The organism is Falsiroseomonas sp. HW251 (assembly GCF_050563545.1).
Classification (GTDB): Bacteria; Pseudomonadota; Alphaproteobacteria; order Acetobacterales; family Acetobacteraceae; genus Falsiroseomonas.
Genome location: NZ_JBNXUM010000011.1, coordinates 63,210 through 89,215, shown reverse-complemented (window position 1 = coordinate 89,215; position 26,006 = coordinate 63,210). Strand labels below are relative to the sequence as shown.

Annotated in this window: 26 protein-coding genes; 15 read left to right on the top strand and 11 right to left on the bottom strand. The window is 73.3% G+C overall.

What is annotated here, in order from left to right:
- Nucleotides 1-173: 173 nt before the first annotated feature.
- Nucleotides 174-1,964 carry a flavin-containing monooxygenase gene (locus ACLF3M_RS15025; RefSeq protein ID WP_430657756.1) on the top strand — a complete coding sequence of 597 codons (1,791 nt, stop codon included), beginning with the start codon at nucleotides 174-176 and terminating at the stop codon, nucleotides 1,962-1,964.
- Here ACLF3M_RS15025 and ACLF3M_RS15020 read toward each other — a convergent pair.
- The 4 genes from ACLF3M_RS15020 to ACLF3M_RS15005 form a co-directional block, all read right to left on the bottom strand.
- Nucleotides 1,961-2,236, bottom strand: coding sequence for a hypothetical protein (locus ACLF3M_RS15020; protein ID WP_430657755.1), 276 nt, complete (start codon nucleotides 2,234-2,236; stop codon nucleotides 1,961-1,963). The genes ACLF3M_RS15025 and ACLF3M_RS15020 overlap by 4 nt on opposite strands.
- 76 nt (nucleotides 2,237-2,312) lie before the next feature.
- Nucleotides 2,313-3,614, bottom strand: coding sequence for a HAMP domain-containing sensor histidine kinase (locus ACLF3M_RS15015; protein WP_430657754.1), 1,302 nt, complete (start codon nucleotides 3,612-3,614; stop codon nucleotides 2,313-2,315).
- A gap of 157 nt (nucleotides 3,615-3,771) precedes the next feature.
- A complete protein-coding gene (locus tag ACLF3M_RS15010) occupies nucleotides 3,772-4,449 on the bottom strand; it encodes a winged helix-turn-helix domain-containing protein (RefSeq protein ID WP_430657753.1) in 678 nt (225 codons plus the stop codon).
- A 109-nt stretch (nucleotides 4,450-4,558) separates the two neighbouring features.
- Nucleotides 4,559-5,671 (bottom strand): S1C family serine protease, encoded by a 1,113-nt coding sequence (locus ACLF3M_RS15005; protein WP_430657752.1) that lies wholly within the window; start codon nucleotides 5,669-5,671, stop codon nucleotides 4,559-4,561.
- A gap of 191 nt (nucleotides 5,672-5,862) precedes the next feature.
- On the opposite strand from ACLF3M_RS15005, the gene ACLF3M_RS15000 reads away from it, so the two are divergent.
- From ACLF3M_RS15000 to ACLF3M_RS14985, 4 genes are all read left to right on the top strand, one after another.
- Nucleotides 5,863-6,981 carry a YbfB/YjiJ family MFS transporter gene (locus ACLF3M_RS15000; RefSeq protein WP_430657751.1) on the top strand — a complete coding sequence of 373 codons (1,119 nt, stop codon included), beginning with the start codon at nucleotides 5,863-5,865 and terminating at the stop codon, nucleotides 6,979-6,981.
- A gap of 225 nt (nucleotides 6,982-7,206) precedes the next feature.
- Nucleotides 7,207-8,388 (top strand): CaiB/BaiF CoA transferase family protein, encoded by a 1,182-nt coding sequence (locus ACLF3M_RS14995; RefSeq protein WP_430657750.1) that lies wholly within the window; start codon nucleotides 7,207-7,209, stop codon nucleotides 8,386-8,388.
- Entirely contained in the window at nucleotides 8,385-9,302 is a 918-nt protein-coding gene (locus ACLF3M_RS14990) for a hydroxymethylglutaryl-CoA lyase (protein WP_430657749.1), read from the top strand. Before ACLF3M_RS14995 ends, ACLF3M_RS14990 begins: the two co-directional genes overlap by 4 nt.
- Before the next feature lie 29 nt (nucleotides 9,303-9,331).
- On the top strand, nucleotides 9,332-10,237 hold the full coding sequence (locus ACLF3M_RS14985; RefSeq protein WP_430657748.1) for an alpha/beta hydrolase family esterase: 906 nt from the start codon (nucleotides 9,332-9,334) through the stop codon (nucleotides 10,235-10,237).
- A 16-nt stretch (nucleotides 10,238-10,253) separates the two neighbouring features.
- Here the strand turns inward: ACLF3M_RS14985 and ACLF3M_RS14980 are convergent, their stop codons facing one another.
- Nucleotides 10,254-11,249 (bottom strand): ABC transporter substrate-binding protein, encoded by a 996-nt coding sequence (locus tag ACLF3M_RS14980; protein WP_430657747.1) that lies wholly within the window; start codon nucleotides 11,247-11,249, stop codon nucleotides 10,254-10,256.
- Between the two features lie 135 nt (nucleotides 11,250-11,384).
- Between ACLF3M_RS14980 and ACLF3M_RS14975 the strand changes: the two genes are divergently transcribed.
- The gene (locus ACLF3M_RS14975; protein WP_430657746.1) at nucleotides 11,385-11,876 is read left to right on the top strand and encodes a CHAP domain-containing protein; all 492 of its coding nucleotides are present in this window, start codon (nucleotides 11,385-11,387) and stop codon (nucleotides 11,874-11,876) included.
- Between the two features lie 20 nt (nucleotides 11,877-11,896).
- Nucleotides 11,897-12,874 (top strand): Bug family tripartite tricarboxylate transporter substrate binding protein, encoded by a 978-nt coding sequence (locus ACLF3M_RS14970; protein WP_430657745.1) that lies wholly within the window; start codon nucleotides 11,897-11,899, stop codon nucleotides 12,872-12,874.
- A gap of 110 nt (nucleotides 12,875-12,984) precedes the next feature.
- Here ACLF3M_RS14970 and ACLF3M_RS14965 read toward each other — a convergent pair whose 3' ends face one another.
- Nucleotides 12,985-13,971, bottom strand: coding sequence for an enoyl-CoA hydratase/isomerase family protein (locus tag ACLF3M_RS14965; RefSeq protein ID WP_430657744.1), 987 nt, complete (start codon nucleotides 13,969-13,971; stop codon nucleotides 12,985-12,987).
- 223 nt (nucleotides 13,972-14,194) lie between these two features.
- On the opposite strand from ACLF3M_RS14965, the gene ACLF3M_RS14960 reads away from it, so the two are divergent.
- Complete coding sequence (locus tag ACLF3M_RS14960; protein WP_430657743.1) at nucleotides 14,195-15,121, top strand: c-type cytochrome; 927 nt, start codon at nucleotides 14,195-14,197, stop codon at nucleotides 15,119-15,121.
- Nucleotides 15,122-15,212: 91 nt separating this feature from the next.
- Here the strand turns inward: ACLF3M_RS14960 and ACLF3M_RS14955 are convergent, their stop codons facing one another.
- Nucleotides 15,213-15,647 carry a hypothetical protein gene (locus tag ACLF3M_RS14955; protein WP_430657742.1) on the bottom strand — a complete coding sequence of 145 codons (435 nt, stop codon included), beginning with the start codon at nucleotides 15,645-15,647 and terminating at the stop codon, nucleotides 15,213-15,215.
- A gap of 3 nt (nucleotides 15,648-15,650) precedes the next feature.
- Entirely contained in the window at nucleotides 15,651-15,992 is a 342-nt protein-coding gene (locus tag ACLF3M_RS14950) for a DUF883 family protein (RefSeq protein ID WP_430657741.1), read from the bottom strand.
- 109 nt (nucleotides 15,993-16,101) lie between these two features.
- On the opposite strand from ACLF3M_RS14950, the gene ACLF3M_RS14945 reads away from it, so the two are divergent.
- From ACLF3M_RS14945 to ACLF3M_RS14925, 5 genes are all read left to right on the top strand, one after another.
- Nucleotides 16,102-17,205 (top strand): ABC transporter ATP-binding protein, encoded by a 1,104-nt coding sequence (locus ACLF3M_RS14945; RefSeq protein WP_430657740.1) that lies wholly within the window; start codon nucleotides 16,102-16,104, stop codon nucleotides 17,203-17,205.
- 156 nt (nucleotides 17,206-17,361) lie between these two features.
- Nucleotides 17,362-17,952: a hypothetical protein gene (locus tag ACLF3M_RS14940; protein WP_430657739.1), complete on the top strand. Its 591-nt coding sequence runs from the start codon at nucleotides 17,362-17,364 to the stop codon at nucleotides 17,950-17,952.
- Between the two features lie 34 nt (nucleotides 17,953-17,986).
- Nucleotides 17,987-19,039, top strand: coding sequence for an ABC transporter substrate-binding protein (locus tag ACLF3M_RS14935; RefSeq protein ID WP_430657738.1), 1,053 nt, complete (start codon nucleotides 17,987-17,989; stop codon nucleotides 19,037-19,039).
- 108 nt (nucleotides 19,040-19,147) lie between these two features.
- Complete coding sequence (locus ACLF3M_RS14930) at nucleotides 19,148-20,332, top strand: ABC transporter permease (RefSeq protein WP_430657737.1); 1,185 nt, start codon at nucleotides 19,148-19,150, stop codon at nucleotides 20,330-20,332.
- Complete coding sequence (locus tag ACLF3M_RS14925) at nucleotides 20,329-21,096, top strand: ABC transporter permease (RefSeq protein WP_430657736.1); 768 nt, start codon at nucleotides 20,329-20,331, stop codon at nucleotides 21,094-21,096. Before ACLF3M_RS14930 ends, ACLF3M_RS14925 begins: the two co-directional genes overlap by 4 nt.
- Here ACLF3M_RS14925 and ACLF3M_RS14920 read toward each other — a convergent pair.
- On the bottom strand, nucleotides 21,089-21,415 hold the full coding sequence (locus ACLF3M_RS14920; protein ID WP_430657735.1) for an NIPSNAP family protein: 327 nt from the start codon (nucleotides 21,413-21,415) through the stop codon (nucleotides 21,089-21,091). The two genes, ACLF3M_RS14925 and ACLF3M_RS14920, sit on opposite strands and share 8 nt — an antisense overlap.
- A gap of 118 nt (nucleotides 21,416-21,533) precedes the next feature.
- On the opposite strand from ACLF3M_RS14920, the gene ACLF3M_RS14915 reads away from it, so the two are divergent.
- Nucleotides 21,534-22,274: a superoxide dismutase gene (locus ACLF3M_RS14915; protein ID WP_430657734.1), complete on the top strand. Its 741-nt coding sequence runs from the start codon at nucleotides 21,534-21,536 to the stop codon at nucleotides 22,272-22,274.
- A 148-nt stretch (nucleotides 22,275-22,422) separates the two neighbouring features.
- A complete protein-coding gene (locus ACLF3M_RS14910) occupies nucleotides 22,423-23,433 on the top strand; it encodes an SDR family oxidoreductase (RefSeq protein WP_430657733.1) in 1,011 nt (336 codons plus the stop codon).
- A 28-nt stretch (nucleotides 23,434-23,461) separates the two neighbouring features.
- Here ACLF3M_RS14910 and ACLF3M_RS14905 read toward each other — a convergent pair whose 3' ends face one another.
- A complete protein-coding gene (locus ACLF3M_RS14905; protein ID WP_430657732.1) occupies nucleotides 23,462-23,800 on the bottom strand; it encodes a hypothetical protein in 339 nt (112 codons plus the stop codon).
- Nucleotides 23,801-23,835: 35 nt separating this feature from the next.
- On the bottom strand, nucleotides 23,836-25,881 hold the full coding sequence (locus ACLF3M_RS14900; RefSeq protein WP_430657731.1) for a protein-disulfide reductase DsbD family protein: 2,046 nt from the start codon (nucleotides 25,879-25,881) through the stop codon (nucleotides 23,836-23,838).
- Nucleotides 25,882-26,006: the final 125 nt, after the last annotated feature.

Here is a 26,006-nt window from a genome sequence, read left to right as displayed (position 1 = left end):
GCACACGAAGGGGGCCCGGGCGGCAGGCGCCGCCCGGGCCCTTTGCGTCGGTGCCCGTCCGGCGGCGCCCGGCACCGCATCGCAGCCCCTGAGCAGGTGGTGCGCGCCCCCCTCTCGACGCCGGCCCCGCTTCGGTGGCCTGCTGCGTCACGACCGCGGGGGGAGAACAGCGCTTGCACGCCGAGGCCCGACTGGCCGCCTGGCTCCGCGACCTCGCCGGGCGGCTCGAGGCGCGCGACCGCTACGGCGCCGCCGCCCTCTTCGCCGCCGAGAGCCATTGGCGCGACATGCTCGCCTTCACCTGGTCCATCGTGACGGTGGACGGGCCCGGGGGCGTCTCGGCGCTGCTGGCCGAGTGCCTGGATCGCACGGCGCCGCGGGGATTCGCGCTCGAGCCCGGCACGGCGACGGAGGCCGATGGCATCGCCGAGGCCTGGTTCCGCTTCGAGACCGCGAGCGGCCCGGCGCGCGGCCATCTGCGCCTGCGCGACGGCCTGGCCTGGACGGTCTTCACCCTGCTGCTCGCGCTGAAGGACCATCCGGAGGCTACCGGCCCGCGCCGCCCGATGGGGGTCGAGCATGGCGCGATCCGCGGCCGGCTGAGCTGGCCGCAGCGCCGCGCCGCGGAACGCGCTGCGATGGGGCACACCGAGCAGCCCTTTTGCCTGGTGGTCGGCGCCGGCCAGGGCGGGCTCGCGCTCGGCGCGCGGCTGAAGCGGCTCGGCGTGCCGACGATGCTGGTGGATCGTCACGCCCGGCCCGGCGATGCCTGGCGCACGCGCTACGACCAGCTCTGCCTGCACGATCCCGTCTGGACCAACCACCTGCCCTATCTGCCCTTCCCCGAGAGCTGGCCGGTCTTCACGCCGAAGGACCGAATGGCCGACTGGCTCGACCACTATGCCGAGGCGATGGAGCTCGACGTCCGGGGCGGGATGACGGCCCGCGCCGCAAGCCACGATCCCGATCGCGGCGAGTGGTCAGTGGCGCTGGACCACGAGGGCGGGACGCTGACGCTCCGCCCGCGCCACCTCGTCATCGCGACCGGCATGTCGGGCGCGCCGCATCGCCCGGTCGTGCCCGGCGCCGAAGCCTTCCGCGGCGTGGCCTGCCACTCCAGCGAGTACCGCAGCGGCGCGGCCTTCGCGGGCAGGCGCTGCGTCGTGGTGGGCTCCAACAACTCCGCCCATGACATCGCGGCCGATCTCTGGGAACGCGGCGCGGAGGTGACGATGCTGCAGCGTTCCGCGACCACCGTGGTGCGCAGCGGGATACTGATGCGCCACAGCTGGGGCAAGCTCTATTCCGAGGAAGCGCTGGCCGCCGGCATCACGACGGAGCAGGCCGACATGACCGGCGCATCGCGACCCTTCGCGATCCTGCCGGCGATGATGCGCGCGGCGTACGACGAGATCCGCCGCGCCGACGCCCCTTTCTATGCGGCGCTGCAGGATGCGGGCTTCCTGCTGGATTTCGGCGAGGACGGGACCGGACACGGCCTCAAGTATTTCCGCCGGGGATCCGGCTACTACATCGATGTCGGCGCGTCGGAGCTGATCATCGACGGCCACATCGCGCTGCGCGCCGGCGTCGCGCTCTCGCGCATGGAGCCCGATGGCGTCGTGCTCGACAGCGGGGAGAGGCTGCCGGCGGACCTCGTCGTCTTCGCCACCGGTTTCGAACCGATGGAGCGCTGGGTCGCGGAGCTGATCTCGCCCGAGGTCGCGGCGCGCGTCGGGCGCGTCTGGGGGCTGGGATCGGACACGGCGAAGGATCCCGGGCCGTGGCATGGCGAGTTGCGCAACATGTGGAAGCCGACGCGCCAGGACGGTCTCTGGATGATGGGCGGCAACCTGCTGCAGGCCCGCTTCTACTCGCGGCTGCTCGCGATGCAGATCAAGGCGCGGCTGGAAGGGATCGCGACGCCGGTCTTCGACCCGAAGGTGTTCGGCGCGACGGACTAACTCCCGGGCTGGGCGGCGCGCAGCGCGCGGCGCAGCTTGGCGATGCCGGTCCGCACGTTGCCGTTGCCGCAGAGGCGCTGGCCTTCCTCGGCCAGGCTGCGCAGCGCGGGATCGGTGTCGAGGCCGGGCTGCGCGGCGACGCGCACGGCCAGTTCCTGGCAATAGGCGGCGCTGTCCGTGGTCACGCGGAGCTGCTGCTCGTTGGCCGGGGCGGCGGCGAGGGCGACGGGAAGAGCCAATGCCGCCAGCAGCACCCGAATCGGTCCGAACATGCGCGTCAGCATGCCGCACCCCGCCGCTCACGCGCGTGGCGTCGGGGTGAAAGCGGGGTCATCAGGTGACGGCGCGTCAACCCTCCGACGAGGCCGCCGCGGCGGGCAGGCGCAGCGTAACCGTCAGCCCCGGCGGATCGGCGCCGGCGTAGGTGTCGGCGAGCCACACCGCGCCGCCGTGCAGCGCGGCGACGGCACGCACCAGCGAGAGGCCGAGGCCCGATCCCGGCGTGGAGCGCGCGGTGTCCGCGCGGAAGAAGCGTTCGCCGGCGCGTTGCCGGTCGGCTTCCGGCATGCCGGGACCATCGTCGGATACGGCGATCTCGATCGCGCCCCCTTCGGCACGGGCGCGCAGCCGCACCGTCCCGCCATCCGGCGTGAACTTCAGCGCGTTGTCCAGCAGGTTCACCACGGCCTGGCCCAGCAGGTCGCGGTCGCCGACGAGCGTCAGCCCGTCCGCGATCTCGGCATCGAGGTGCTGCTCGCGCGCCTCCGCCGAGGCCGCGTAGAGCTCGGCGATGTCGTGCAGCATGGGCGACAGGTCGGCGGGCGCGAAGGCGGCGCGGCGCGCGCCGGCCTCGACCTCGGCGATGCGCAGCACCGCCTGGAAGACCCGCGCGATGCCGTCGAGGTCGGCGATGCCCTGTTCCAGCGCCGCGCGCAGCGCCTCCTCGTCGCGGGCGGAAGCCAGCGCCTCCTCGAGCTTGGCGCGGGCGCGCGCGATCGGCGTGCGCAGGTCATGCGCGATCGCGTCGGACACGCCGCGCACGCCCTCCATCAGCAGCGCGATGCGGTCGAGCATGGCGTTCATCGTGCCGCCGAGCCGGTCGAACTCGTCGCCGCGGTCGGACAGCGGCACGCGCCGCGTCATGTCGCCGGTGCCGATCGCCGCCGCCGTGCGGTAGACCGGGCGCAGCCGGTTCTCCAGCGCGCGGCGCAGCAGGAAGGCGCCGAGCAGCGCGAGAGCGGCGGACGACGCCGCCGCCCAGGCGATGCCTTCCGACAGCAGCCCGCGCAGGCGCAGCTTCTCCGCGACGTCGCGCCCGACCAGCAGGCGCCAGCCGCCGCCGAGTTCGACGCGGAAGAGCCGCGCCTCGGTCTCCGTGCCGTCGCGCTGCAGCGGGATCTGGAGCCAGGCGCTCTCGCCACGGGCTTCCGGGGGCCAGGTCGAGAGGTTGCCTGCGATGCGCGTCCCGTTCGGCGCGACCAGCAGGTAGAGGGATTCGTTCTGCACATCGAGTGCGATGCGGTCCTCGATCGCGCCGATGAGGTCGCCGATATCGCCGTTGCGCCGCCGCTCGACGAGCGCGGTGGCGTCGGCGCGGATCGCCGCCTCGGTCTGGCGGTCGAGCGTGCCGGCGGTGTTCCACCACAGCACGAGCGAGGCGGCGGTGGCGGCGGCGGCGAAAACGGCGGTGAAGAACAGCGCGAACCGCCCGGAGGCGCTGCGCAGCAGGCCGAGCAGCGGCGGCTGGATCAGGGGCGGCGCGGGGCGGGGGGGCGGGTTGATGGCGCGGCTCCGCGGGCCGGGCGGCCTAATCCGCCCGGATCATGTACCCCGCGTTGCGCACCGTGTGGATCAGCGGCTTGTCGAAGCCCTTGTCGAGCTTGTGGCGCAGGCGGGAGACATGCACGTCGATCACGTTGGTCTGCGGGTCGAAGTGATAATCCCACACCTTCTCCAGCAGCATGGTCCGCGTCACGACCTGCCCGGCATGGCGCATCAGGTGCTCGAGCAGGCGGAACTCGCGGGGCTGCACGTCGATCTTCTTTCCGCCGCGCGTCACGGTGCGCGACAGCAGGTCGAGCTCGAGGTCGGCGACCTTTAGGCGCGTGGTCGGCACCTCGGCGGCCGGGCGGCGGCCCAGCGCCTCCACCCGGGCGAGCAGCTCGGCGAAGGCGAAGGGCTTGGTGAGGTAGTCGTCGCCACCTGCCTTCAGGCCCTTCACCCGCTCATCCACGCCGTTCAGCGCCGAGAGGAACAGGACCGGCGTGCGGTTGCCCTGCCCGCGCAGCGTCTCCACCAGGCGGACGCCGTCCACGCCGCCGGGCAGCATGCGGTCCAGCACCAGCACGTCGAAGGATTCGGACGCGGCCATGAACAGCCCGTCACGCCCGTTGGCGGCGTGCTCGACGGTGTGGCCGGCCTCCATCAGGCCCTTGCGCACGAAGCGTGCGACTTCGGCATCGTCCTCGACCAGCAGGATTCGCATGGCGTGCCCCGGAACCTTTTATGGTCGGACCCTAGAGCGGGAAAGGCGCCGATTCCTAGTCCCGAGGCTTACAGGCCCGTCAGCTCCGTGGCGTCCCTGTCACGCCGGCCTACCCCGCAGGCTGGGTCGGGCGGCGGCCCACCTGGACCGTGATCTCCGTCGGCCGCCCGTCCCGCGTCACGGACAGTCGCACGGACTGCCCGGGCGGCACGGCGGCGATGTTGCGCACCAGCGCGCGGGAGGTCTCGATCCGCTCCCCGTTGATCGCCGTCACCAGGTCGCCCTGGCGGATGCCGGCGCGCGCGGCGGGGCTGCCGCGCTCCACCCCGGCGATCAGGACGCCGCGGGGCGCGTTGGCGGCGGTCCTGCGGCCTTCCTCGCCGCCCGGCAGGTCCTGCACCTGCACGCCGAGCCAGCCGCGGTCCACGCGGCCGTTGCGCTGCAGCTGCTCGATCACGGGCCGTGCCAGGTCGGAGGGCACGGCAAAGCCGATGCCGGCGGAGGCGCCGGAGGGCGAGTAGATCGCGGTGTTGATGCCGATCACCTCGCCCGCCAGGTTGAACAGCGGCCCGCCGGAATTGCCGGGGTTGATCGGCGCGTCGGTCTGCAGGAAGTCGTCGAAGGGGCCGGAGCCGATGTCGCGGCCGCGGGCCGAGATGATGCCGGTGGTGATGGTGCCGCCGAGGCCGAAGGGATTACCCGCGGCCAGCACCCAGTTGCCGACCCGCATGCCGCCCGAACTGCCCCAGGGCACCGAGGGCAGCGGCCGCCCGGCCTCGACCCGCAGCAGGGCGAGGTCGGTCAGCTCGTCGATCCCCGCGACGCGGGCATTGTACTCACGCCCGTCCTGCAGCGCGACGACGACGCGGGTCGCGTTGCCCACGACGTGGCTCGCCGTCACGACCAGGCCAGAGGGGTCGATGACGAAGCCCGATCCCGCGCCCTGCGTCTGCTGGCGCCGCGGCGCCCCGCGATAGAAGCGCTCTAGCGGCGTGCCGCGCATCTCGGGCGGCACCTCGTTGCGGGATTCCGCGGTGACGGAGATGTTCACGACCGCCGGCAGGACGCGCTCCGCGAGGTCGGCGAAGTCGGGCAGCGCCGCGGCCAGGTTGCGCTGGGCCTGGGCATCCGGCGCACCGCAGCCGACGATGGGCAGCAGGCCGAGCATCGCGAAGGACCGGCGGCCGAGTCGCGCCGCCGGGCGGGGAGTGCAGGAGGACATGGACCCTCGGGAGGTAGGCTCCCCGCAGGATGGTGGAGGGAGCGCGATGCTTCAACCGGCGCGGCCGCGTATCGGCGCGATGGCGCTGTCGTGATCGGGCCTGATTGGCAGCCGACACAGCCAGCTGAGGCCGCGACTGCGTCCCGCCGGCAGTCTGGCGAGCCAGGCCGCCGGCGCCTCAGGCTCGAGAAATGAGGGTGGCATTCGCCGCGGCGGGGGCGATCGCGTCGGGCGTGGGCCTCGCGCGGTTCGCCTATGTGCCTCTCTTCCCCGCCATGGTCGCGGCGGGGTGGGTGGATGGCGGCGGGGCGGGGCTGCTCGGGGCCGGGAACTTCGCGGGCTACCTGCTCGGTGTGCTGGCCGGCGGGCGGGTCGGCGCGCGGCTTGGCGTGCCGCGCGCGCTCGACCTCGGCATGGGGCTGGCGATCCTCGCCTTCGCGGCCTGCGCCTGGCCCGGGGGGCTGGGCTGGCTGCTGTCCTGGCGGGCGCTGGCCGGGGCGGCGGGCGGGATCCTGATGGCGCTGGCCGGGCCCGCCGTGCAGGCGACCGTGCCGGTCGAGCGGCGCGGCCTGGCCGGCGGGATCGTGATGGGCGGCGCCGGCATGGGGATCGTGCTGGCGGGGCTGATCGTGCCGCTGCTGCTCGCCGGCGGCGGGCTGCCGGTGGCGTGGCTCGGGCTCGCCGTCGCGGTCGGACTGGTCTGGGTCGTGGCGCGGCGCGCCTGGCCCGATCCTCCCGCCTTGCCGGGGGAAGCGACGGCCCGGACCGTGCCAGCCGCGACAGCCCTGTTGTCGGCCTATACGCTCTCGGCCGCGGGGATGGTGCCGCCCATGGTCTACCTCGCCGATCTCGCGGTGCGCGGCCGTGGCTTGCCGATCGAGGCGGCCGCCGCGGTCTGGATGGGCTTCGGCGCCGGGGCGCTGGCGGGGACGCTGACCGGCGGCCGGGTCGCGGGACGGATCGGCGGCCGGCGCGCCCTGCCGGCCTGGATGGCGGTGCAGGTGCTGGCTCTGGCGCTCTGCCTTGTGCCGTGGTGGCCGGCGCTGGCGCTCGCCGGGCCGCTCGGCGGCTTCGCGGGGATCGGGGCGACGGCGGTCACGCTCGCCGCCGCGCGCGAGATCGCAGGCGCGCAGGCCAGCGTGGTCTGGGTCCGGGCGACGGCCCTCTACGGCGTCGCGCAGGTCGGGTTGGGCTTCGCGCTGGCCGCCCTGTTCGCCGCGACGGGGGACAGCCACGCAGCGGTCTTCGGCGTCGGCCTGGCGCTCAGCCTCGGCGCGCTCGCCGTCGCCTGGCACGGCCGTCCCGGCTGAAAAGAAACGGGCGAGGCCCCCTTGCGGGGACCTCGCCCAAGGTCGGGAGGCTGGCCTTGGGGGGAGATGGCCGGCCCCCCGGGGAGGGAGAGACGGGGTGCACAACTCGGCAACCCCATTGCCTTATCGCCTGGAAGCCTTGAGCGATCCTTGCCGTGGCGAGTCTTTCCCGCCTTGGCCGGCCGCCGCATAAACCCGCGACCTGCCGGAGGATCCCGTCGCGCCATGACCAAGCTTCCGCTCGAAGGATTCCGGGTCGTCGAGCTCGGCCACTACATCGCCGGGCCCTTCGCCGCGCGGCTGCTCGCCGACATGGGCGCCGAGGTCATCAAGATCGAGCCGCCGGAGGGCGACCCGCATCGCGGCTGGGGCAGCCAGGTGAACGGCCACGCCGTCTGGTTCAGCATCCATGGCCGCAACAAGCTCTGCGTCTCGCTCGACCTGAAGTCCGAGGACGGGCGGGAGAAGGTGAAGAAGCTCTGTGGCCGCGCCGATGCGCTGATCGAGAATTTCCGGCCGGGCTACCTCGAGCGGATCGGGCTCGGCCCCGCGGTCCTGCAGGCCATCAACCCGCGCCTGACCATCGCGCGGGTCTCGGGCTTCGGGCAGGACGGGCCCTATCGCGACAAGCCGGCCTTCGGCTCGATCGGCGAGGCGATGGGCGGCATCCGGCACCTCACCGCGACGCCCGGCGTCACGGAGCATCCGCCGCCGCGCTGCGGGGTTTCCATCAGCGACGACATCGCGGGGATGTACGCCGCCATGGCGGTGATCGGCGCGGCATGGGCCTGCAAGGGCGAGCCGGAGGCGAAGGGGCGCATCATCGACGTGGACCTCGTCTCCTCCGTCTTCTCGCTGATGGAGGGAATGCTGCCGGAATACGGCCTCTTCGGCTGGGTGCGGCAGCCCCAGGGTGCGGCGCTGCCGACCGCGGCGCCGACCAACACCTATCTTTGCGCGGACGGGAAGTGGCTCTGCGTCGGCGGCAATTCGGACGCGATCTACCGGCGGCTGATGAGGACGATCGGGCGCGAGGAGCTGGCTGGGGATCCGCGCCTGCAGACCAATATCGGCCGCTGCGCGAACGTGAAGGAGATCGACGCGGCGATCGGGGCCTGGACGAAGACGCTGCCGGCGGCCGAGGCCGAGCGCCTGCTGGAAGCCGCCGAGGTCCCGGTCTCGCGCCTGTTCGACATCAAGGATTGCGCGGAGGACCCGCATTTCCGCGCGCGGCAGACCGTGGTGGAGGTGCAAGACCCACTGCTCGGCCGCACCCTGCTGCACCCCGCCGCGCCCTTCCGCTTCGACGGCGTTGCACCGCCGGAGATGGTGCGGTGGACCGCGCCGGCGGTCGGCGCGCACAACGACCACGTCTTCAACGAGCTTCTGGCGGAGAAGAGCGCATGACGGCCCGCGTCTCGATCAGCGAGGTCTCGCCCCGCGACGGGCTGCAATCGATCGGCGCCTTCGTGCCGACCGAGACCAAGGTGGCGCTGGTCCGCGCGCTGCATGATGCGGGGCTGCGCCGGATGGAGGTCGGCAGCTTCGTCTCGCCCAGGGCCGTGCCGCAGATGGCCGACACGGGCGAGGTGCTGAAGGCGGCCCTCGCCCTGCCCGGGCTGGAATGCACGGTCCTCGCGCCCAACCGCCGCGGCTTCGAGGCGGCGCGCGACGCCGGCGCGCATCGCGTCGGCCTCTTCATGTCGGTGACCGAGAGCCACAACAAGGCCAACGTGAACCGCTCCTGCGCGGAGAGCTTCGCCGATCTCTCGGCGATCGTGCGCGACGCCGTCGCGGCGGGGATGAAGGTGCGCTTCAACCTCTCCTGCTGCTTCCACTGCCCGTTCGAGGGCGTGGTGCCGGAGCGCGACGCGCTGGACTGGGTGGAGCGCGCCGTCGCGCTCGATCCCTGGATGGAGGTCGCGATCTGCGACACCACGGGCAACGCCGCGCCGGACCAGGTGGCGCGCGTGGTCGGGCATGCCGTGCGGACCTGGCCGGCGCCGGACGGCTCCAACCGCATCGCCTTCCACGGCCACGACACGTACGGGATGGGCGTGGCGAACGTAGCGGCGGCGTGGAATGCGGAATGCGATGTGGTGGACAGCGCGGCGGGGGGCCTCGGCGGCTGCCCCTTCGCGCCGGGCGCGACGGGAAATGTCGCGACCGAGGACGTGGCCTGGCTGTTCCGGCGCATGGGCGTGGAGACCGGCGTGGACTGGTCTCGCCTGCTGGTCGCCGCCGACCTTGCGGCGGGCGTGCCCGGCGGCGTGCCGGGCGGGCGGATGCGGGCGGTGCCGGCCGCGCGCAAGGCGGCCTGACGCTGACGGCGCGCCGGGCCGCGTCCTGGTTGGGCCGGGCGCTCGGCGCGCTGCTCCTCGCGGGCTGCGGCGGCGACAGGTTGACCCTGCCGGACGGGCGCAGCGCCGTGCTGGACCGCCCGGCCGACACGCCGGCGCCCACCCTGGTCGTGCTGCACGGCGCGGGGCTCGGCGGGCAGGAGATGCGCGGCATGCTCCACCTGCCGGAGCGCGCCCGCGCGGCGGGCTTCGCGGTGGTCTATCCCGATGCCGGCGGGCCGTTCTGGAACGACGGCACCATGGCGCTGCGCATGCCGGGCCTGCTGTCCGCGGCCGACGACATCGGCTTCCTCGATGCCCTGCTCGACCGGCTGGTGGCCGAGCGAATCGCCGATCCCGCGCGCATCCACCTCGCGGGCCTGTCGAGCGGGGGGATGCTGGCGCTCCGCTATGCATGCCTGCGTGCCGGCCGGCTGGCCTCGCTGCTGGTGATCGCGGCGACGCAGGCCGCCGAGCCCTGCGCACCCGCCCGCCCATTGCCGGTGCTGATCGCCGCCGGCACGGACGATCCCGTCGTGCGCTGGGACGGCGGCGTGATGTTCGGCCCCTTCGGCGAGCTCGAGCGCCGCATGGCCGTCCCCGAGGGTTTCGCCTACTGGCGCCGGGCGAATGGCTGCGCCGGGCTCGCCGCCCCCGTCGCCCTGCCCCGCCTCGGCGCAGCCTGGGAGCCCGATGTGCTCGTGCAGCGCGCGACGGGTTGCCGGGCGGAGGTGGCGACGCTGCTCTACGAGATCCGTGGCGGCGGCCACCGGCTTCCGGGCCGCGACGATTGGCCGCTGCTGCTGCTCTATGGCCGCGCGACGCCCGATATCGAGGCCGGCGCGATGATGCTGGACTTCGCGCGCGACCCGCGCTCGGCACCGGGCCTCGGTGCGCTACGCGATGCGCGGCCGTGACCCTCCCCGCGCCGGGTCAGCGGATCACGGTATCGGCCAGCGCCAGCAGGTCGGGCGGGATGGTCACGCCGGTCGCCTCGGCGCTGCGCAGGTTGAAGACCAGTTCGCGCCGCTCCAGGAAGCGGACCGGGATCGTGGCGGGACTCTCGCCCTTCCAGATGCGCTCGATCTGCGGCGCGGTCAGCGGCCAGGTCTCGACGACGCTCGTGCCGTAGGTAATGACGCCGCCGCCGTCCCGCAGGCCGCCCGCGAAGACCGAGGGCAGCCGACGTGACAGCGCGAGCTGCCCGATCCGCTGCCGCGCAGCGAAGGGGATCGGCGTATCCAGCACGACCACGGCCTGCGCGCGCCCCGCCGCCATCGCGTCGAAGGCCGCCTCGAAATCCACCTCCGGCCGGCCCGGCCCGGCACCGCGCAGCTTGACGAGTTGCGGCACGATGCCGAGGGCGCGGGCAGCGGCGATGTTGGCACGGTCGATCGGCGCATGCCCCTCGGCATCGCCGCCGGGGATGGTGTCGTCGCTCAGGATCGCGACGCGCTCGATGGCCGGCATCACCTGGCGCAGCAGAGCGAACTGCGCCTCGGCCTGGCGCGGATCGAGGCTGGTCGCTCCGGTGATGTTGCCGCCCGGCCGCTCGGCGGAGGCAACGAGGCCAAGCGCGACGGGATCGGTGACGATGGCGAAGACGATCGGAATGCTGCCGGTCGCCCGCTGCGCCGCCGCGGCCGCCACGCCTCCACCGGCGAAGATCAGGTCGCAGCGCAGCGCGACGAGTTCGGCGGCGAGCGCCGGCAGCCGGCCGAGCTGCCCCTCGGCGAAGCGGGGCTCGAGGACGAAGTCGCGGCCCTCGACCAGGCCGATTTGCGCCAGCGCGTCGAGGAAGGGCCGCAGGAGCGGCTGCTGCAGCGGCGGCGCGCCGTTGACCAGCAGCCCCATGCGCCGGGGTGCCTGCGCCAGCGCGCGCGGCACGGCGAGCATGGGCAGGAGGGAGAGCAGTCGCCTGCGTTCCATCGTGACGTCTCCGCCCGGCGGCGCCGCGACGGTAGCATAAGGCCGGGGCGCGCCCGTGCGCATTTCGCCGTGCTGGCCAGGTTTGCCGATTCGCCTTGCGATCCCTGCCTCTGTCGCGCTAACGAAATCAAGATCATGCGCGCCGCGCTTGCCATGCTGCTTCTGCTCGCCCTCGCGGCCTGCGGGACCACCCGCGCGCCGGGGCCGCAGGCCGGGATCACCGAGCCGACCTCCTGCGTGCCCTATGCAAGGGCGCGGTCGGGCATCCAGCTGCAGGGCGATGCCTGGCAGTGGTGGGACCAGGCGGCCGGGCGCTATGTCCGCGGGCGCAGCCCCGCCCCTGGCGCGGTGCTGGTGATCAGCCGCACCAGCCGCATGCCGAACGGGCACGTCGCCGTGGTCTCGCGCGTCGTGTCGTCGCGCGAGATCCGGGTGGACCACGCGAACTGGGCGACGGGCTCGGCGCGCGGCCGCATCGCGACGGACCAGCGCGTGGTGGATGTCTCCTCCGGCAACGACTGGACGCTGGTGCGGGTGTGGTATCCCCGCATCAACGACCTCGGGACGACGGCCTACCCCGCCCGGGGTTTCGTGCTGCCGCGGCTGGAGTACACCTCGGCGCGATAGAAGCCCTGGGAGGAACGTCCATGCTCACCCGCCGCGCGCTTGCCGCGTCCGTCGCCCTCTGGCCGATCGCCGCCGGCGCCCAGGGTCAGCCAGGCGCGGCCTGGCCGGACCGTCCGGTGCGCCTCATCGTGGCCTTCCCCGGCGGCTCCACCCCCGACCTCGCGGCGCGCACGCTGGTCAACCACTTCCAGCAGGTCTTCGGCCAGCCCTTCGTGGTGGACAACCGCGCCGGCGGCGGCGGCAACATCGGCACCGAGGCGATCGCGCGCGCCAATGACGGGCACACCATCGGCGTGACGATCGGCGGTCCCGGCAGCACGGCCAAGGTGCTGAACCCCGCACTGGGCTTCGATCCCGCCACCGACCTCGCGCCGATCTCGCTCCTGGCGCGGCTGCCCTTCGTCTTCGTGGTGCACCCGTCCCTGCCGGTGACCAGCGTAAGGGAGTTCTTCGACTACGCGCGCGCCAACCCCGGCCGGGTGAACTACGGCTCGACCGGGCCGGGCACGCTGTCGCACCTGGCGATGGAGGACCTGGCGGCGCGGGAGAACTTCCGGGCCGAGCACATCTCCTATCGTGGCGTGGCGCCCGCGGTGCTGGACCTCGTGGCCGGCCGCATCCAGGCCTTCTTCGCGCCGCTGGCCGGCGTCGCGGGCAACATCCGGGACGGGCAGCTGCGCGGCCTGGCCGTGACGGGCCCGACGCGGATGCCGCAGCTGCCGGATCTGCCGACGATGCAGGAGGCCGGCGCGCCCGGCGAGCCCGTCGTCGCCTGGATCGGCCTGTTCGGCCCGGCGGGGATGCCGGCCGACCGCGTCGCGCGGCTGTCGGCCGAGGCGAAGGTCGCGCTGAACCAGCCGGAGCAGCGGAGGGTGCTGGAGGCCGCAGGCTTCGAGCCCGTCGGCAGCACGCCGGCCGAGTTCGCGGCGCTGCAGCGCGCGGAGATCGAGCGTTGGGGTGGGCTGATCCGCCGGCTGGGTATCAGGCCGGAGAGCTGAGGCGGATTTTCGCGCCGCAGAGCTCGCTCCTTCGCCGAGCACTTCCTGCCCCCACCCCATCCGTCCCCCGCTTGCGGGGGAGGGAGCCGCGCAGCGGCTGAGGCAGCGCGCTACGAAAACATCTCCTCCACCCGTGCCCGCTCCGCCCATCGCGGCGCGTTGTCCTTGTCCACCAGCACCGCGCGCACGCCCTCCGCGAAATCCGGGTGGAACACGACCTTCCGGGTCAGCGCGAGCTCCATCCGCAGGCACTCCGCCAGCGACATGGAAGCGCCACGGCGCAGCAGCTCCATCGTCACCGCCATGCTCGTCGGCGACATCCGCATCAGCGTCGCGCGCTGCGCGTTCGCCCACTCCGTGCCCTCGCGCCCCAGCGCGTCCTCGATCGCCTCGAGGCTTGGTTCGCCGAAGCAGCGGTCCACCGCGTCCCGCACCGCGGCGACCGCGCCGGGATGGACGATCTGGGCAAAGCGGCCCACCGCCTCCGCCTCGCCTTCCAGCAGCGCCTCGCGCAGCGCGGGCAGGTCGGCGCGCGGCACGTAATGCGTGGCAAGCCCAGCCTCCACCGCCTCCGCGCCCTTGAGCCGCGCGCCGGTCAGCGCGAGCCACATCCCGACCGAGCCCGGCAGGCGCGGCAGGACGTAGCTGGTGCCGACGTCGGGAAACAGCGCGATCGCCGTCTCCGGCATGGCGAGCAGCGCATGCTCCGTCACCACGCGGTAGCGGCCATGGACCGAGACGCCGATGCCGCCGCCCATGCAGACACCGTCGATCAGGCTGATCCAGGGCTTGGGAAATTCGGCGATCGCCAGGTTCATCGCGTATTCGCCGGCGAAGAAAGCCTCGACGGCGGCGGCATCGCCGGCGAGCGCGAGCTCGCGCATGCGCCTGACATCGCCGCCGGCGCAGAAGGCGCGGCCGCCCGCGCCTTCCAGCACCACCAGCTTCACCTCCGGGTCGTCGCGGAAGCCGCGCAGCGCCGCGCTCAGCTGCTCGATCATCGGCAGGTCGAGCGCGTTCAGCGCGCGCGGGCGGTTCATCAGGATGGTGCCGGCCGCGCCCTCGCGGCGGGCAATGACGCTGGGCTCGTCGGACATGGGCGTTTCCCGCAGGCCTGGCCCGGGGCTAGCGCCTCGCCGGCGGGAGGGCAACCCGGTTCGAACGGGCGGACGGGATGACCGGCGAGTGCCCGCCTCCGCGTGGTGTTCGCGGATTCCTCCGGGAACGTCCTGGCCCGAATGAGGCGACTGGATATAGGCTTCGGTCGTCCTTCGAGGGGCGGGCATCATGCGTCTCGGACTGACCGTTGCATGCGTCGCATTGGCGGTCGCTGCCAGCGCCCTCGCGCAGGGCGACGACGGCCCGCCCGCCTGGGCCTACGCGGTCAACCCGCCGGCCTTCTCCCCACCACCGGATGACGGCATTCCCCGGCGCGTGCCGGGAAGCGCCGCCGCCTTCACCCTGACCCAAACCCGCAACCTGTTCTTCGCGCCTGACTGGCATCCCGACGATCACCCGCCCATGCCCGACATCGTGTCCCAGGGGCGCAGGCCAGCGGTGATGGCCTGCGGCTCGTGCCACCGTGCCGACGGCTCAGGCGGGCCGGAGAACGCCGGTCTCGCGGGATTGCCGATCGAGTATTTCCGACAGCAGATCGCCGAATTCCGGAGCGGCGCGCGCGGCACTTCGGTGCCCGGACGGGCACCGACGCAATTGATGATCGCGACCGCGCGATCCATGACCAGCGAGGAGGTCGAGGCCGCCGCCGCCTACTTCGCCGCGATCCGGCCAAGGGCGGCCATCCGGGTGGTCGAGGCCGAGCAGGTGCCGAGCACCCAGGTGACCGGCTGGTATCTCGTGCCCCAGGGGGGCGGCGGCACCGAACCCATCGGACGACGCGTCATCGAGGTGCCGGAAGACCCGGACAGCTTCGCGCTGCGCGACGGACGGGCACGCTTCGTCGCCTATGCGCCGCCGGGCAGCCTCGAACGGGGCCGGGTGCTGGCGACCACCGACGCAGGCGACGCGGTGCAGTGCAGCGCCTGCCACGGCCCCGCGCTCCGCGGCGTCGGAGCTGTTCCCGGCATTGCCGGGCGATCGCCGAGCTACATGGTCCGCCAGTTCTACGACTACCGGACAGGCGCGCGGGCGGGCGCCGACAGCGCGCCGATGCGATCGGTCGTCGAAAGCCTCTCGCCGGATGACCTGGTCGCCGTCGCCGCGTATGCCGCTTCGTTGACCCCGTGAGCTGATCCGTCGAGCCGATCATCCCGAACGGACGTGGAGCGGGAGAGCCGGTCGCGGCTGCCCGCGGCGCCGAGCCGACCTCGACGGCGTTCTATCGCCGCGACAGCAAGCCGACGACCACCGCCGTCACCGCCGCGCCGAGCAGGCCCTTCTTCGCGTTCTGGCTGCGCAGCAGCGGCGCGAGGACCATCGCCCGCGCGGCCTGGTCGCCGATCTGCCGCACGGCTTCCTGCCGCAGCCGCACCGCTTCGTCGGCCACCGGGTCGTGCCCCGCGCGCGATGCCATCCAGGCCAGAAGCGCCAGCAGCACCAGGTCGCCGGCCGCCACCCACATCGCGGCCACGACGGGCCCGCGGCCGGGCTCGAGCGCGGCGAAAGCGGCGAGGTGCAGCATGACCAGCATCATCACGAGGAAGATGACGGCCGCGGCCGCATAGCCCGCCTGCATCCCGCGCGACCGCACCAGGCGGCGGAGGTGGAGTTCCTCCGCCGCCCAGGCCGCCTTCGCAAGGCTCAGCAGACGCACCGATCAGCGCCGCTTGTCGTTCGAGTAGACATAGGTGGTGCCGCCCATCAGGCGGCCGATCAGGAAGCCCGCCAGCCCCGCCGTGGCGATCGCCAGGATCGGACGCTCGCGCACCGTCTCGGCGAATGTCTCGGCGCCTTCCTCGATGGTGTCGCGGGCGCGGCGGGAATAGTCCTCCACTGTTTCCGCGGCGGTGCCGAGGGCCGGTGTCACGCGGTCCTGCATCAGCCGCTCCACCTGCGCGCGCAGGCGGGCGAGCTCGGTGCGGGCATCCTCGGCCAGCCTCGTGCCGGAGGCCACGGCTTCGTCGCGCAGGTCGCGCATGTCGTTCGCGGGTTGCGACATCGATCATCTCCCTGGTTCTGGAATGTCACGCAACGAACGCCCGATGACGGGCGGGGTTCCGGCACGCAGCGGTTGACAGGCGCGGCAGCGGGCGGGAAGCGTTCCCGCGATGACTTCCCCGCTCCTGCGCTTCGAGCATGTCTCGAAGAGCTACCCCGCGACGAAGGGCGCCGAGACGCCCGCGGCGCTCTCGGCGCTCGATCTCGACATTGCGCGGGGCGAGCTGCTGACGCTGCTCGGCCCCTCGGGGTCGGGCAAGACGACGACGCTGATGCTGCTCGCGGGGTTCGAGCTGCCGGACGAGGGGCGCATCCTGCTGGAAGGCCGCGACATCGCGCGGCTGCCGCCGCACAAGCGCGGCATCGGCGTGGTGTTCCAGTCCTACGCCCTATTTCCGCACATGACGGTGGCGGAGAACGTCGCCTTCCCGCTCGAGGCCCGCAGCGTGCCGAAGCCCGAGCGGGCGGAGCGCGTGCAGCGCGCGCTCGGGATGGTGCGCCTGCCCGGCTATGGCGACCGCCGCCCGGCCCAGCTTTCCGGCGGCCAGCAGCAGCGCGTCGCGCTCGCCCGCGCGATGGTCTTCGAGCCGCCGATCGTGCTGCTCGACGAGCCGCTCGGCGCGCTGGACAAGGCGCTACGCGAGGAGATGCAGCACGAGATCCGCACGCTGCACCAGCGGCTCGGCCTGACCATGATGTACGTCACCCACGACCAGTCGGAGGCGCTGACGCTGTCCGACCGCATCGCGGTCCTGGCGCGCGGCCGGCTGCGCCAGGTCGCGCCCCCGCGCGAGCTCTACGACGAGCCCGCCGACGCCTTCGTCGCAGGCTTCGTGGGGGAGAACAACAGCCTGAGGGTCGGCGTGGCGGCGGTGCTGGACGGTCATGCGAAGCTGCGCCTGTCCGACGGGACCGAGGTGCGGGCCGCCTTGGGCGAGGCCCTGCCGGCCGGCAGCCAGGGCGTGCTGATGGTGCGCCCGGAGCGGGTGGCGCTGACCGCGCCGGACGTGGCCGGCGCGCTGCGGGCGACGCTGGCCGAGGTGCTGTTTCAGGGCGATCACTTCCGCCTGCGCCTGGCGCTGGCCGGCGGCGAGGAGATCATCGCCAGGCGGCCGGTGGGCGGCGAGCCCCTGCCAGAACCCGGCAGCACCGTCGGCGTTGCCTGGGCGCCCGACGAGGCCCTGGTCTTCCGGGGCGGTGCCGACATGGACTGATCGGGCGCTGCGGCAGGATTTCGGTTGCGGCGGCGGAATTCTTTTCCACTAATGCGCGAAATCGGATGGGACGCCATCATGCCGCGTTGCAGGATCCTTCTTCTCGCGCTGCTTCCGCTTACAGCCTGCGCGGGCCGCGCCGCGCCTCCCCCGGCCGTGCCGGCGCCGCAGATCTTCACCTCCGGCACGGGCTGCACGCCGGCGCGGGAGCAGTTGCAGCGCGCCGACACCTTCTTCGCCGCGCAGCCCGGCTCGGTCGGCAATGTCTACGCCGGGGGCATGCCCTTCATCCCGCCGCGCGGCCCGATCGGCGGCGCGCTGCTGCTGAGCGCGCTCGCAGCCCAGTCGGTCTCGGCGCCGGATGCCGCGGATTATGCGGGCCGGCGGCGGGCCGATACGCGCGACGACCAGCCTTCCCTGCTGCGCTCCGTGGGCGGGGACCTGCTGCTCGAGGCCGAGCTCCTCGCCACCACTCAGGCTGCGGCCGAGGTCATGCTGGCCTGCGACGATGCCGCCGAAGCCGCCCCCCTGGCCCGCCGCATCGCCGAGCGCGCGTCCGCGCGCGCCGCGCAGCTGGACCAGGGCGTGGCGCTGGTCGCGCCGGCCCAGCCGATGCGCCTGATGCCGGGATCGGAGCTGCGCGGCCTGGCCGAGACGCTGCGCCGCCGCCGGGCCGAGGCGCTGGAGACCCTCGCGCGGCTCGAACGGGCGGGCCGGCCGGTTGGCATGGCCGCCGTCGCGGAATAGCGTCCCCGCCTCCAGTCGGAGACGGAGGATCGCGATGCGGCGCAGGACGGTGATCGGCTCGGCAGGGGCGCTGGCGGCGGCGGCGCTCGCGCCGAAGGGGGCGGATGCGCAGGCGCGCGACCTGACCGTGGTCTCCTGGGGCGGCGCCTACCAGGATGCGCAGCGCGAGGTCTATTTCCGCCCCTTCATGGCGCAGTCGGGCCAGCGCTTGCTGGAGGAGACCTGGGACGGCGGCGTCGGCGTGCTGCGCGCCAAGATCCAGTCCGGCGCCAACACCTGGGACGTCGTGCAGGTGGAATCCGAGGAGCTGCTGATCGGCACCGAGGAAGGCCTGTTCGAGCGGCTGGACTGGAACGCGATCGGCGGGCGCGACGCCTATATCCCGCAGGCCGTCAGCGACTTCGGCGTCGGCGCGATCCTCTATTCCTTCGTCCTCGCCTGGGACCGCGGCCGCGTCCGCGAAGCGCCGCGCGGCTGGGCGGATTTCTTCGACACCGCGCGAATTCCCGGGCGCCGCGCGCTGCGCAAGGGCCCGAAGACGACGCTCGAGGTCGCGCTGTTGGCGGACGGCGTCGCGCCGGGCGAGGTCTATCGCGTGCTCGGCACGGATGCCGGCCTGGACCGCGCCTTCCGCAAGCTGGACGCCATCAAGGCGAATCTCGCGTGGTGGGAACGCGGCAGCCAGCCCGCGCAATGGCTCGCGAGCGGCGAGGTCGCGCTGACCAACGCCTACAACGGGCGCATCGCCGCGGCCAATGCGAACGACAGCCGCGACTTCGGCATCCAGTGGAGCCAGAACCTCTACACGCTCGACAGCTGGGTGATCATGAAGGGCAGCCCGAACCGGCAGAAGGCGCTGGATTTCCTGCGCTTCGTGGGTCAGCCGCAGGTCCAGGCGCAGTTGCCGCCCAGGATTCCCTATGGCGTGACGTCGAAGGCCGCGAACGCGCTGATCCCGCGCGAGGTGCTGCAGCAGCTCCCGACGGCGCCGGCGAATGCGGAATCGGCGCTGCAGATCGACGACAAGTTCTGGCTCGACAACCTCGACCGGCTGAACACGCGGTTCAATGCGTGGGTGAGCCGGTAGATCCCGGCTGCTGACGGTGGCGCTGACACCACCCGCCCGCTGTGCGGGCACCCTCCCCCGCGTGCGGGGGAGGGATGGCGAGGGGGCAGCGCAACTCCCGACGGCCCCATGACTCCCCGCCGCGGCGCCGTCCTTCTCGTCGCGCCGCTCCTGCTCTCGCTGCTGATCGGCTTCGTCGCGCCGATCGGCGCCTTCCTCTGGCGCGCCGTCGCGGATGTCGAGGTCCCCTCGGTCCTCCCGCGAACCCTGGCCGTCCTGCGATCCTGGGACGGCGCCGCCATCCCCGACGCCGCCTTCGCCGCGCTCGCCGAGGACCTCCGCGAGGCCCGCGCCCGCGACACCGAGACCGGCGCCGGCGGCATCGCCCGCGCCGCCGCGCGGCTGAATGCCGAGCATCCCGGCATGCGGTCCCTGCTGCCCGCGACCGGCCGCCGTGTCGCCCAGACCGGCGACGACCGGTCGCGCATCCTCTCGGTCAGCGAGGAATGGGCGACGCCGGCGCCGTGGCGCGCCATCGAGCGCGCCGGCGGGCCCGTCACCGATTTCCGCCTGCTCGCCGCGCTCGACCTCGGACGCGACGGCGCCGGCGCGATCGTCGCGGTGCCTCGGGACGCGGCGATCTGGCGCGGCATCCTCGGGCGCACGCTCGGGATCAGCGCGTCGGCGACGATCCTCTGCCTGATCCTCGGCTATCCCCTGGCCTGGCTGATCGCGGTCGCGCCGGCGCGCGCGCAGCCCTGGCTGCTGGGCGGCGTGCTGCTGCCGTTCTGGACGAGCCTGATCGTACGCACCGCGGCCTGGATGGTGCTGCTGCAGAAGGAAGGCATCGTCAACGCCGCGCTGATCGGCGCGGGCATGCTGGACCGGCCGCTGCCGCTGCTGCTGAACCGCTTCGCCGTACTGGTCGCGATGGTGCACATCCTGCTGCCCTTCATGGTGCTGCCGATCCTGGCCGTGGTGCGCGAGATGGACTGGCGCCTGGCGCGCGCGGCGGCCTCGCTCGGCGCGGCGCCGTCGCGCGTCTTCTTCCGCGTGCTGCTGCCGCTGTCGCTGCCGGGCGTCGGCGCGGGCTGCCTGCTGGTCTTCGTGCAGGCGCTCGGCTTCTACGTCACCCCGGCGCTGCTCGGCGGGCCCAATGACCAGATGCTCTCCTGGTTCATCGGCTTCTATGCCAACCGCACGGTGGATTGGGGCATGGCGGCGGCGCTGAGCGTGCTGCTGCTGGCGGCGGTGGCGGCGGTGATCGGGCTCTACGGGCGCCTGGTCGGCTTCGACAAGGTGAAGACGGCGTGAGGGCCGCGCTCTGGGCCTTCGGCCTTCTCGTGCTGACATTCCTGACGCTGCCGATCCTGGTGGTGGTGCCGCTGTCCTTCTCGGCCGGCAGCTTCCTGCACTATCCCCTGCCGGGGCTGTCGCTTCGCTGGTACGGCGCCTTCTTCGCCTCCGACTTCTGGCTGCCGGCGCTATGGAACTCGCTCACCCTCGGGACGGCAAGCGCCGCGCTCGCGACGATGCTCGGCGTGCCGGCCGCCTTCGGGCTATGGCTCGCGGATGTCCCGGGGCGACGGCTCGTGCTCGGCGTGATCCTCGCGCCGATGGTGGTGCCCGCCATCGTCGTCGCGGTGGCGCTGCTGTTGGCCTTCGGGCCGCGCGGCCTGGCCAATACCTTCGCCGGCCTCGTCATCGCGCATGCGATGCTTGGCGTGCCATTCGTCGTGGTGACGGTGCTCGCCTCGCTGTCGCGTTTCGACCGCGTGCTGCTGCGCGCCGCGGCGTCATGCGGCGCCGATCCCTGGCGGGCCTTCTTCCGGGTCTGCCTGCCGCGCATCGCGCCGGGCGTTGCCGCCGGCGCGGTCTTCGCCTTCGCGACCTCGCTCGACGAGACGGTCGTGGTGCTGTTCCTCGCCGGCCCCGGCCAGCGCACCCTGCCGCGGCAGATGTTCGCGGGCCTGAACGATGAGATCAGCCTGACCGTGATGGCGGCCGCGACGCTGATGGTGCTGCTGTCGCTGCTGCTGCTCGGCGCCGTCGCCTGGCTCCGCCGTCCTGCTACCTGACCGAGGAGAACGCAGTGGGCTGGAGGAACATGTTCTCGATGCTCGACAGGATCGGACCGTCCGCCTCGCTCTTCCGTCGTGCTTCCTGCCATTCGGGATCGGCCATGAAGCCGGCCCATTTCGCCTCGCGCTCCGCCATGCTCTCCCAGGCCAGCAGGTAATAGAGCGCGTGGTTGGACGGCCCGACCAGCACCGTCCAGAAGCCGGCCTGGCGGATCCCGTGGCGGTCCCAGATGCGCAGCGTCTCCGTCTCGAAGCGCTTGAGCAGCGCGGGCAGGCGGTTCGGCAGGCAATGGTAGATGCGCAGCTCGTGGATCATCGGCGTCCCCTTCCCATCGCCCATCCTCGCCCCGGAACCCCGGGCTGGCAATCAACCCCTGGCGCATCGGGCGAACCGCCCTAATCTCCCGCCCGGGGAAGAGCCCAGGAGACACTGCATGACCGCCTTCAACCGCCGGGCGCTGTTCGGCGCCGCAGCCGCGGCCGCCACCGTCTGGGCGAGCGCGCGCCCGGCCCTGTCCCAAGGGACGCAGGCATCCACGCCGCCGTCCGGCCCCTTCGCCCTGCCGCCGCTGCCCTACGCCTTCGACAAGAACGAGGCGGCGATCGACGCGCGCACCATGGAGATCCATTGGCGCTTCCACCACGGCGCGCAGGTCGCGAACCTGAATGCCGCGCTCCGTGACCATTCGCAGCTCGGCGCCATGCCGCTCGACCAGCTGCTGATGAAGCTGAACGAGGTGCCGGAGGCCGTTCGCACCGCCGTGCGCAACAACGGCGGCGGGAATGCCAACCACACGATGTTCTGGCAGATCATGGGCGGCGCGGGCGGCGAGCCCACGGGGGAGCTCGCGGCGGCCATCGCGCAGGATTTCGGCGACGTCGCCACCTTCAGGACGCGCTTCAACGCCGCCGCGAACGGCGTCTTCGGCTCGGGCTGGGCCTTCGTCACCGTCACGCCGGCCGGGCGGCTGGCCATCGTGACCAGGCCCGGCCAGGACAACCCGCTGATGGACGGCCAGCGTGTCCTCATGGGCAACGACGTCTGGGAGCACGCCTACTACCTGCGCTACCAGAACCGCCGGCCCGAATACACCGCGGCCTGGTGGAACGTGCTGGACTGGTCGAAGCTGTCCGAGCGCTACGCGGCGGCCAAGGCGGGAACCCTCAGCATCTGACCGTGTTGCGCGACACTTGATGGCGGATCGGATTCGCGCCTCCGGGCAATCCTGCCCTGCGGCGATCCGATCCAAATGCGGATCGGATTCACGCCTCCGGGCAATCCTGCCCTGCGGCGATCCGATCCGGTTCCCCATGAGGTCGCGCATGCCCGTCCGCCTGAAGCCGCTCGCGCGGCAGGTCGTCCTGATCACCGGCGCGAGCTCCGGCATCGGGCTCGCGACGGCAAGGATGGCCGCCTCGCGCGGGGCCGCGGTGATGCTGGTCGCGCGCGACGAGCCGTCGCTGTCGGAGGCCGCGCAGGCGATCCGCGACCTCGGCGGCCGTGCCGCCTTCCACGTCGCCGACGTCGCCGACATCGCCGCGCTGCAAGCCGCTGCGGTTCGCGCGGAGCATGAGTTCGGCGCACTCGACAGCTGGGTCAACGACGCCGGCACCTCCGTCGTCGGCACGCTCGAGGAGACGCCGATCGACGACCAGCGCCGGCTCTTCGACACGAACTACTGGGGCACGGTGAACGGCAGCCTGGTCGCGGCGAAGCGGCTGCGGCAGCGCGGCGGCGCGATCGTCAATGTCGGGTCGGTGCTGTCGGACCGCGCGCTGATCTACCAGGGCACCTACAGCGCGACGAAGCACGCGGTGAAGGCCTTCACCGACACGCTGCGCATGGAGCTCGAAGCGGAAGGCGCGCCGATCTCCGTCACACTGATCAAGCCGTCCTCGATCGACACGCCCTTCCAGGAACACGCGCGTCTGACCTGGGAGCTGCCCGGCGTGCGCGTGCCGCCGCCGGTCTATGATCCGCAGCTTGTCGCCCGCGCGATCTGCTTCGCCTGCGCCAATCCGCGCCGCGACCTCGTGGTGGGCGGCGGCGGGGCGGTGATCGCGCTGGCCGGCGCGCTGTTCCCGCGCCTGACGGATTTCGCGATGGAGGCCGTCGGCAAGCCGGGCCAGGCCGCGTCACCGGAAGGCCTGCCCGAACGGCGCGACAACCTCCGCCGCGGCCGGCCGGGCGGCGATGCGCGATCGAGCCTCGGCCGCGCCGCGCGCCGCACCAGCCTGCTGCTGGAGGCGCAGCTGCATCCCCTAGCCACGCTGGCGACGCTGGCCGGCGCCGGCGCGATGGCGATCGGGATGCTGGCTGCGCGGCGGAGGTAGCCCGTCGCCTTCGCCGGCGGGTGCCGGCTCAGCGCTGCCAGGGCGTGTAGGGCGGCTGCGGGTATTGCGGCGTGGGCAGGTTCATGAAGAGCTGCGGCATCGGCATGGGCTGGGACGGCGCCGTCGCCGGCACGGGATCGCCGCAGGCCGGGCGCAGCACGCCGCAATCCCAGCGCCAGCCATCCGGCCGCCCCGACACGATGCCGCCGCGCTGGTAGCCGCAGGCACAGAGCCTGCCCGCCATGCAGGCGACGGCGCCGGCGCGCCGGTCGGTGCAGGCCATGGGATCGCTCCCGACGACCTCGGTTTCCTGGACCTGCGCCAGGGCGGGTGCCGCGAAGAGGAGGAGGACGAGGAGACAGCGCATGGCCCGAGACTGCCGCGCCGGCGTGAACCGAAGCTTTACAGCCCGAGCGCCTCGGTCACGATGCCCTCGGTCAGCAGCTGCGGCAGCACGATGGGCGCCGCCGCGCCCGGTGCCCAGTACAGATAGAGCGGCACGCCTTCCCGCCCGTGCTCGCGCAGCAGCGCGCCGATGGCGGGGTCGCCCCGAGTCCAGTCCGCCTTGAGGTAGGCGACGTTGCGCGCCGCGAACGCGTCCTGCACGGCCGCACCGCGCAACGCGATGCGCTCATTCACCTGGCAGGTGATGCACCAGGCCGCGGTCGCGTTGACGAAGACTGGCCGTCCCTCGGCCCGCAGTTGCGCGACGCGCGCGGCGGACCAGGGCTCGGCGCCCGGCCCGGCATCGGCCGCCGAGGCCGGCGCGGTGGTCAGTTGCGGCAGCAGGGCGACGGCGCCGAGCAGCGCCAGCCCCGCGGCCGCCCGACCCAGCGTCACGCGGCGCCCGGCATCCGCCCGCTGCGCCCAGCCCAGCGCCCAGAGCCCGATGGCCAGCACCACCGCGCCTGCCAGCGCGATCATCACCCCGTCCGGCCCCGCGAGCTGCGCCAGCACCCAGACCAGCCAGGCCGCGGCGGCCAGCATCGGGAAGGCCAGCGCTTGGCGCAGCCGCTCCATCCAGGGCCCGGGCCGCGGCAGCAGCCGCGTGAGCGAGGGCACCACCCCAAGCAGCGCATAGGGCGCCGCCAGCCCGAGCCCGAGCGCCAGGAACACCGCCACCGCCTGCTCCGCCGGCATGGCCAGCGCGGCGCCGAGAGCCGCAGCCATGAAAGGCGCCGTGCAGGGCGTGGCCAGCAGCACCGCCAGCGCGCCGGTGAAGAAGGCCCCGGCATGCCCGCCGCGCGCCGCGAGCCCATGGCCGGCGCCGACCGGCCGCACCCAGAAGACGCCGAGCAGGTTCAGCGCGACGGCCAGCATCAGCCAGGCCATGCCGGCGACGAAGGCGGGATTGGTGAACTGGAAGCCCCAGCCCGCGGCCTCGCCGCCTTCCCGCAACGCGATCAGTGCGCCGCCGATCGCGGCGAAGGTGGCCATCACGCCCGCGGTGTAGCTCGCGGCATGGATCCGCACCTCGCGGCGTGCCTCGCCGGACAGGCGGGCCAGCGCCATCGCCTTCATCGCGAGCACCGGGAAGACGCAGGGCATCAGGTTCAGGATCAGCCCGCCCAGCAGCGCGAAGAGGATCGCGGTCGCGAAGGGGATCACCGGCGCGGCCAGCGCCGGCCCGGTGACGGGCCCCGAGACGTCGAAGCTGGCGCGCTGGCCGCCGGCGTCGCGCAGCGTGACCGTGCCGGCCAGCGCCTGCGGTCGCGCGCCTTCCGCCAGCCGCAGCCCCAGGACCAGCGAGCCGTCGCGCCAGGCCAGGCTCTGCGGCGCGGTGGTCTCGATCACGCCGGGCTCGAAGGGGAAGAAGCTGGCTTCCCGCACGATCTCGGGCGACAGGCCCGGGCCAGCCAGCGCCAGGCTCGCCGTCGCGCCGGTCATGCCGGCCTGGACGGTCCAGGGGGCGGGGCGGGGAATGCGGGCCGCCGTCGCCTCGAACAGCGGCGCCTCGACGGGGGCCGGGACGGCGCGGTCCGCGACCGGCAGCTCGATGACGAAACGGCCTTCCTCGGGGATGCAGAGCTCGGCGCAGACCAGCCAGCTCGCCTCGGCCTCGATCCGGAAGGCCTCGCCCGGCCGGGCGGAGGCCGGGACCTGCACCGCGATCGGCAGCAGCACCTCGTTCCGGTAGCCGTAGTTGACCAGCGGGCCGTAGGGAATGCGCCAGGGCGCCGGCCAGGCGATCGGGCCGTGGGTCGCGCCGTCCGGCAGGGTCAGCGCGATCTCGGTCGGCGCGCCGGCGTCCCCGGCGTTTCGCCAGTAGCTGTGCCAGCCCGGCTCCAGCCGCAGCCGCAGCCCCGCCTGGAACCCGGTGCCCGGCGCGACCGCCGCGACATCGGTCGCCAGCGTCGCCGTCGCGCGGGGCGAGCGATGCGGCGCGCTTTCCGCCCCGAGGGCGGGCGCGGCCAGGCCGAGCAGGAACATGACCGCCAGGCGCCACATGGCTTTCCATAGAGCGAGGCAAGGCGCGTTCGGCAACCCCAAACCGCGCGGGTCAGCCGTGAGGAAGTGTGACGCCCAGCAGGCGCCGGGCGCGGGGTTCGCGATGGCGCGCGATCCGGTCTATG

Bases quoted from the DNA above. Each gene is read 5' to 3' on its own strand.
- ACLF3M_RS15020 (WP_430657755.1), bottom strand. From the start codon at position 2,236: ATGTTCGGACCGATTCGGGTGCTGCTGGCGGCATTGGCTCTTCCCGTC.
- ACLF3M_RS15010 (WP_430657753.1), bottom strand. From the start codon at position 4,449: ATGCGAATCCTGCTGGTCGAGGACGATGCCGAAGTCGCACGCTTCGTG.
- ACLF3M_RS15005 (WP_430657752.1), bottom strand. From the start codon at position 5,671: ATGTCCTCCTGCACTCCCCGCCCGGCGGCGCGACTCGGCCGCCGGTCC.
- ACLF3M_RS15000 (WP_430657751.1), top strand. From the start codon at position 5,863: ATGAGGGTGGCATTCGCCGCGGCGGGGGCGATCGCGTCGGGCGTGGGC.
- ACLF3M_RS14995 (WP_430657750.1), top strand. From the start codon at position 7,207: ATGACCAAGCTTCCGCTCGAAGGATTCCGGGTCGTCGAGCTCGGCCAC.
- ACLF3M_RS14990 (WP_430657749.1), top strand. From the start codon at position 8,385: ATGACGGCCCGCGTCTCGATCAGCGAGGTCTCGCCCCGCGACGGGCTG.
- ACLF3M_RS14980 (WP_430657747.1), bottom strand. From the start codon at position 11,249: ATGGAACGCAGGCGACTGCTCTCCCTCCTGCCCATGCTCGCCGTGCCG.
- ACLF3M_RS14975 (WP_430657746.1), top strand. From the start codon at position 11,385: ATGCGCGCCGCGCTTGCCATGCTGCTTCTGCTCGCCCTCGCGGCCTGC.
- ACLF3M_RS14970 (WP_430657745.1), top strand. From the start codon at position 11,897: ATGCTCACCCGCCGCGCGCTTGCCGCGTCCGTCGCCCTCTGGCCGATC.
- ACLF3M_RS14965 (WP_430657744.1), bottom strand. From the start codon at position 13,971: ATGTCCGACGAGCCCAGCGTCATTGCCCGCCGCGAGGGCGCGGCCGGC.
- ACLF3M_RS14950 (WP_430657741.1), bottom strand. From the start codon at position 15,992: ATGTCGCAACCCGCGAACGACATGCGCGACCTGCGCGACGAAGCCGTG.
- ACLF3M_RS14945 (WP_430657740.1), top strand. From the start codon at position 16,102: ATGACTTCCCCGCTCCTGCGCTTCGAGCATGTCTCGAAGAGCTACCCC.
- ACLF3M_RS14935 (WP_430657738.1), top strand. From the start codon at position 17,987: ATGCGGCGCAGGACGGTGATCGGCTCGGCAGGGGCGCTGGCGGCGGCG.
- ACLF3M_RS14930 (WP_430657737.1), top strand. From the start codon at position 19,148: ATGACTCCCCGCCGCGGCGCCGTCCTTCTCGTCGCGCCGCTCCTGCTC.
- ACLF3M_RS14920 (WP_430657735.1), bottom strand. From the start codon at position 21,415: ATGATCCACGAGCTGCGCATCTACCATTGCCTGCCGAACCGCCTGCCC.
- ACLF3M_RS14915 (WP_430657734.1), top strand. From the start codon at position 21,534: ATGACCGCCTTCAACCGCCGGGCGCTGTTCGGCGCCGCAGCCGCGGCC.
- ACLF3M_RS14910 (WP_430657733.1), top strand. From the start codon at position 22,423: ATGCCCGTCCGCCTGAAGCCGCTCGCGCGGCAGGTCGTCCTGATCACC.
- ACLF3M_RS14905 (WP_430657732.1), bottom strand. From the start codon at position 23,800: ATGCGCTGTCTCCTCGTCCTCCTCCTCTTCGCGGCACCCGCCCTGGCG.
- ACLF3M_RS14900 (WP_430657731.1), bottom strand. From the start codon at position 25,881: ATGTGGCGCCTGGCGGTCATGTTCCTGCTCGGCCTGGCCGCGCCCGCC.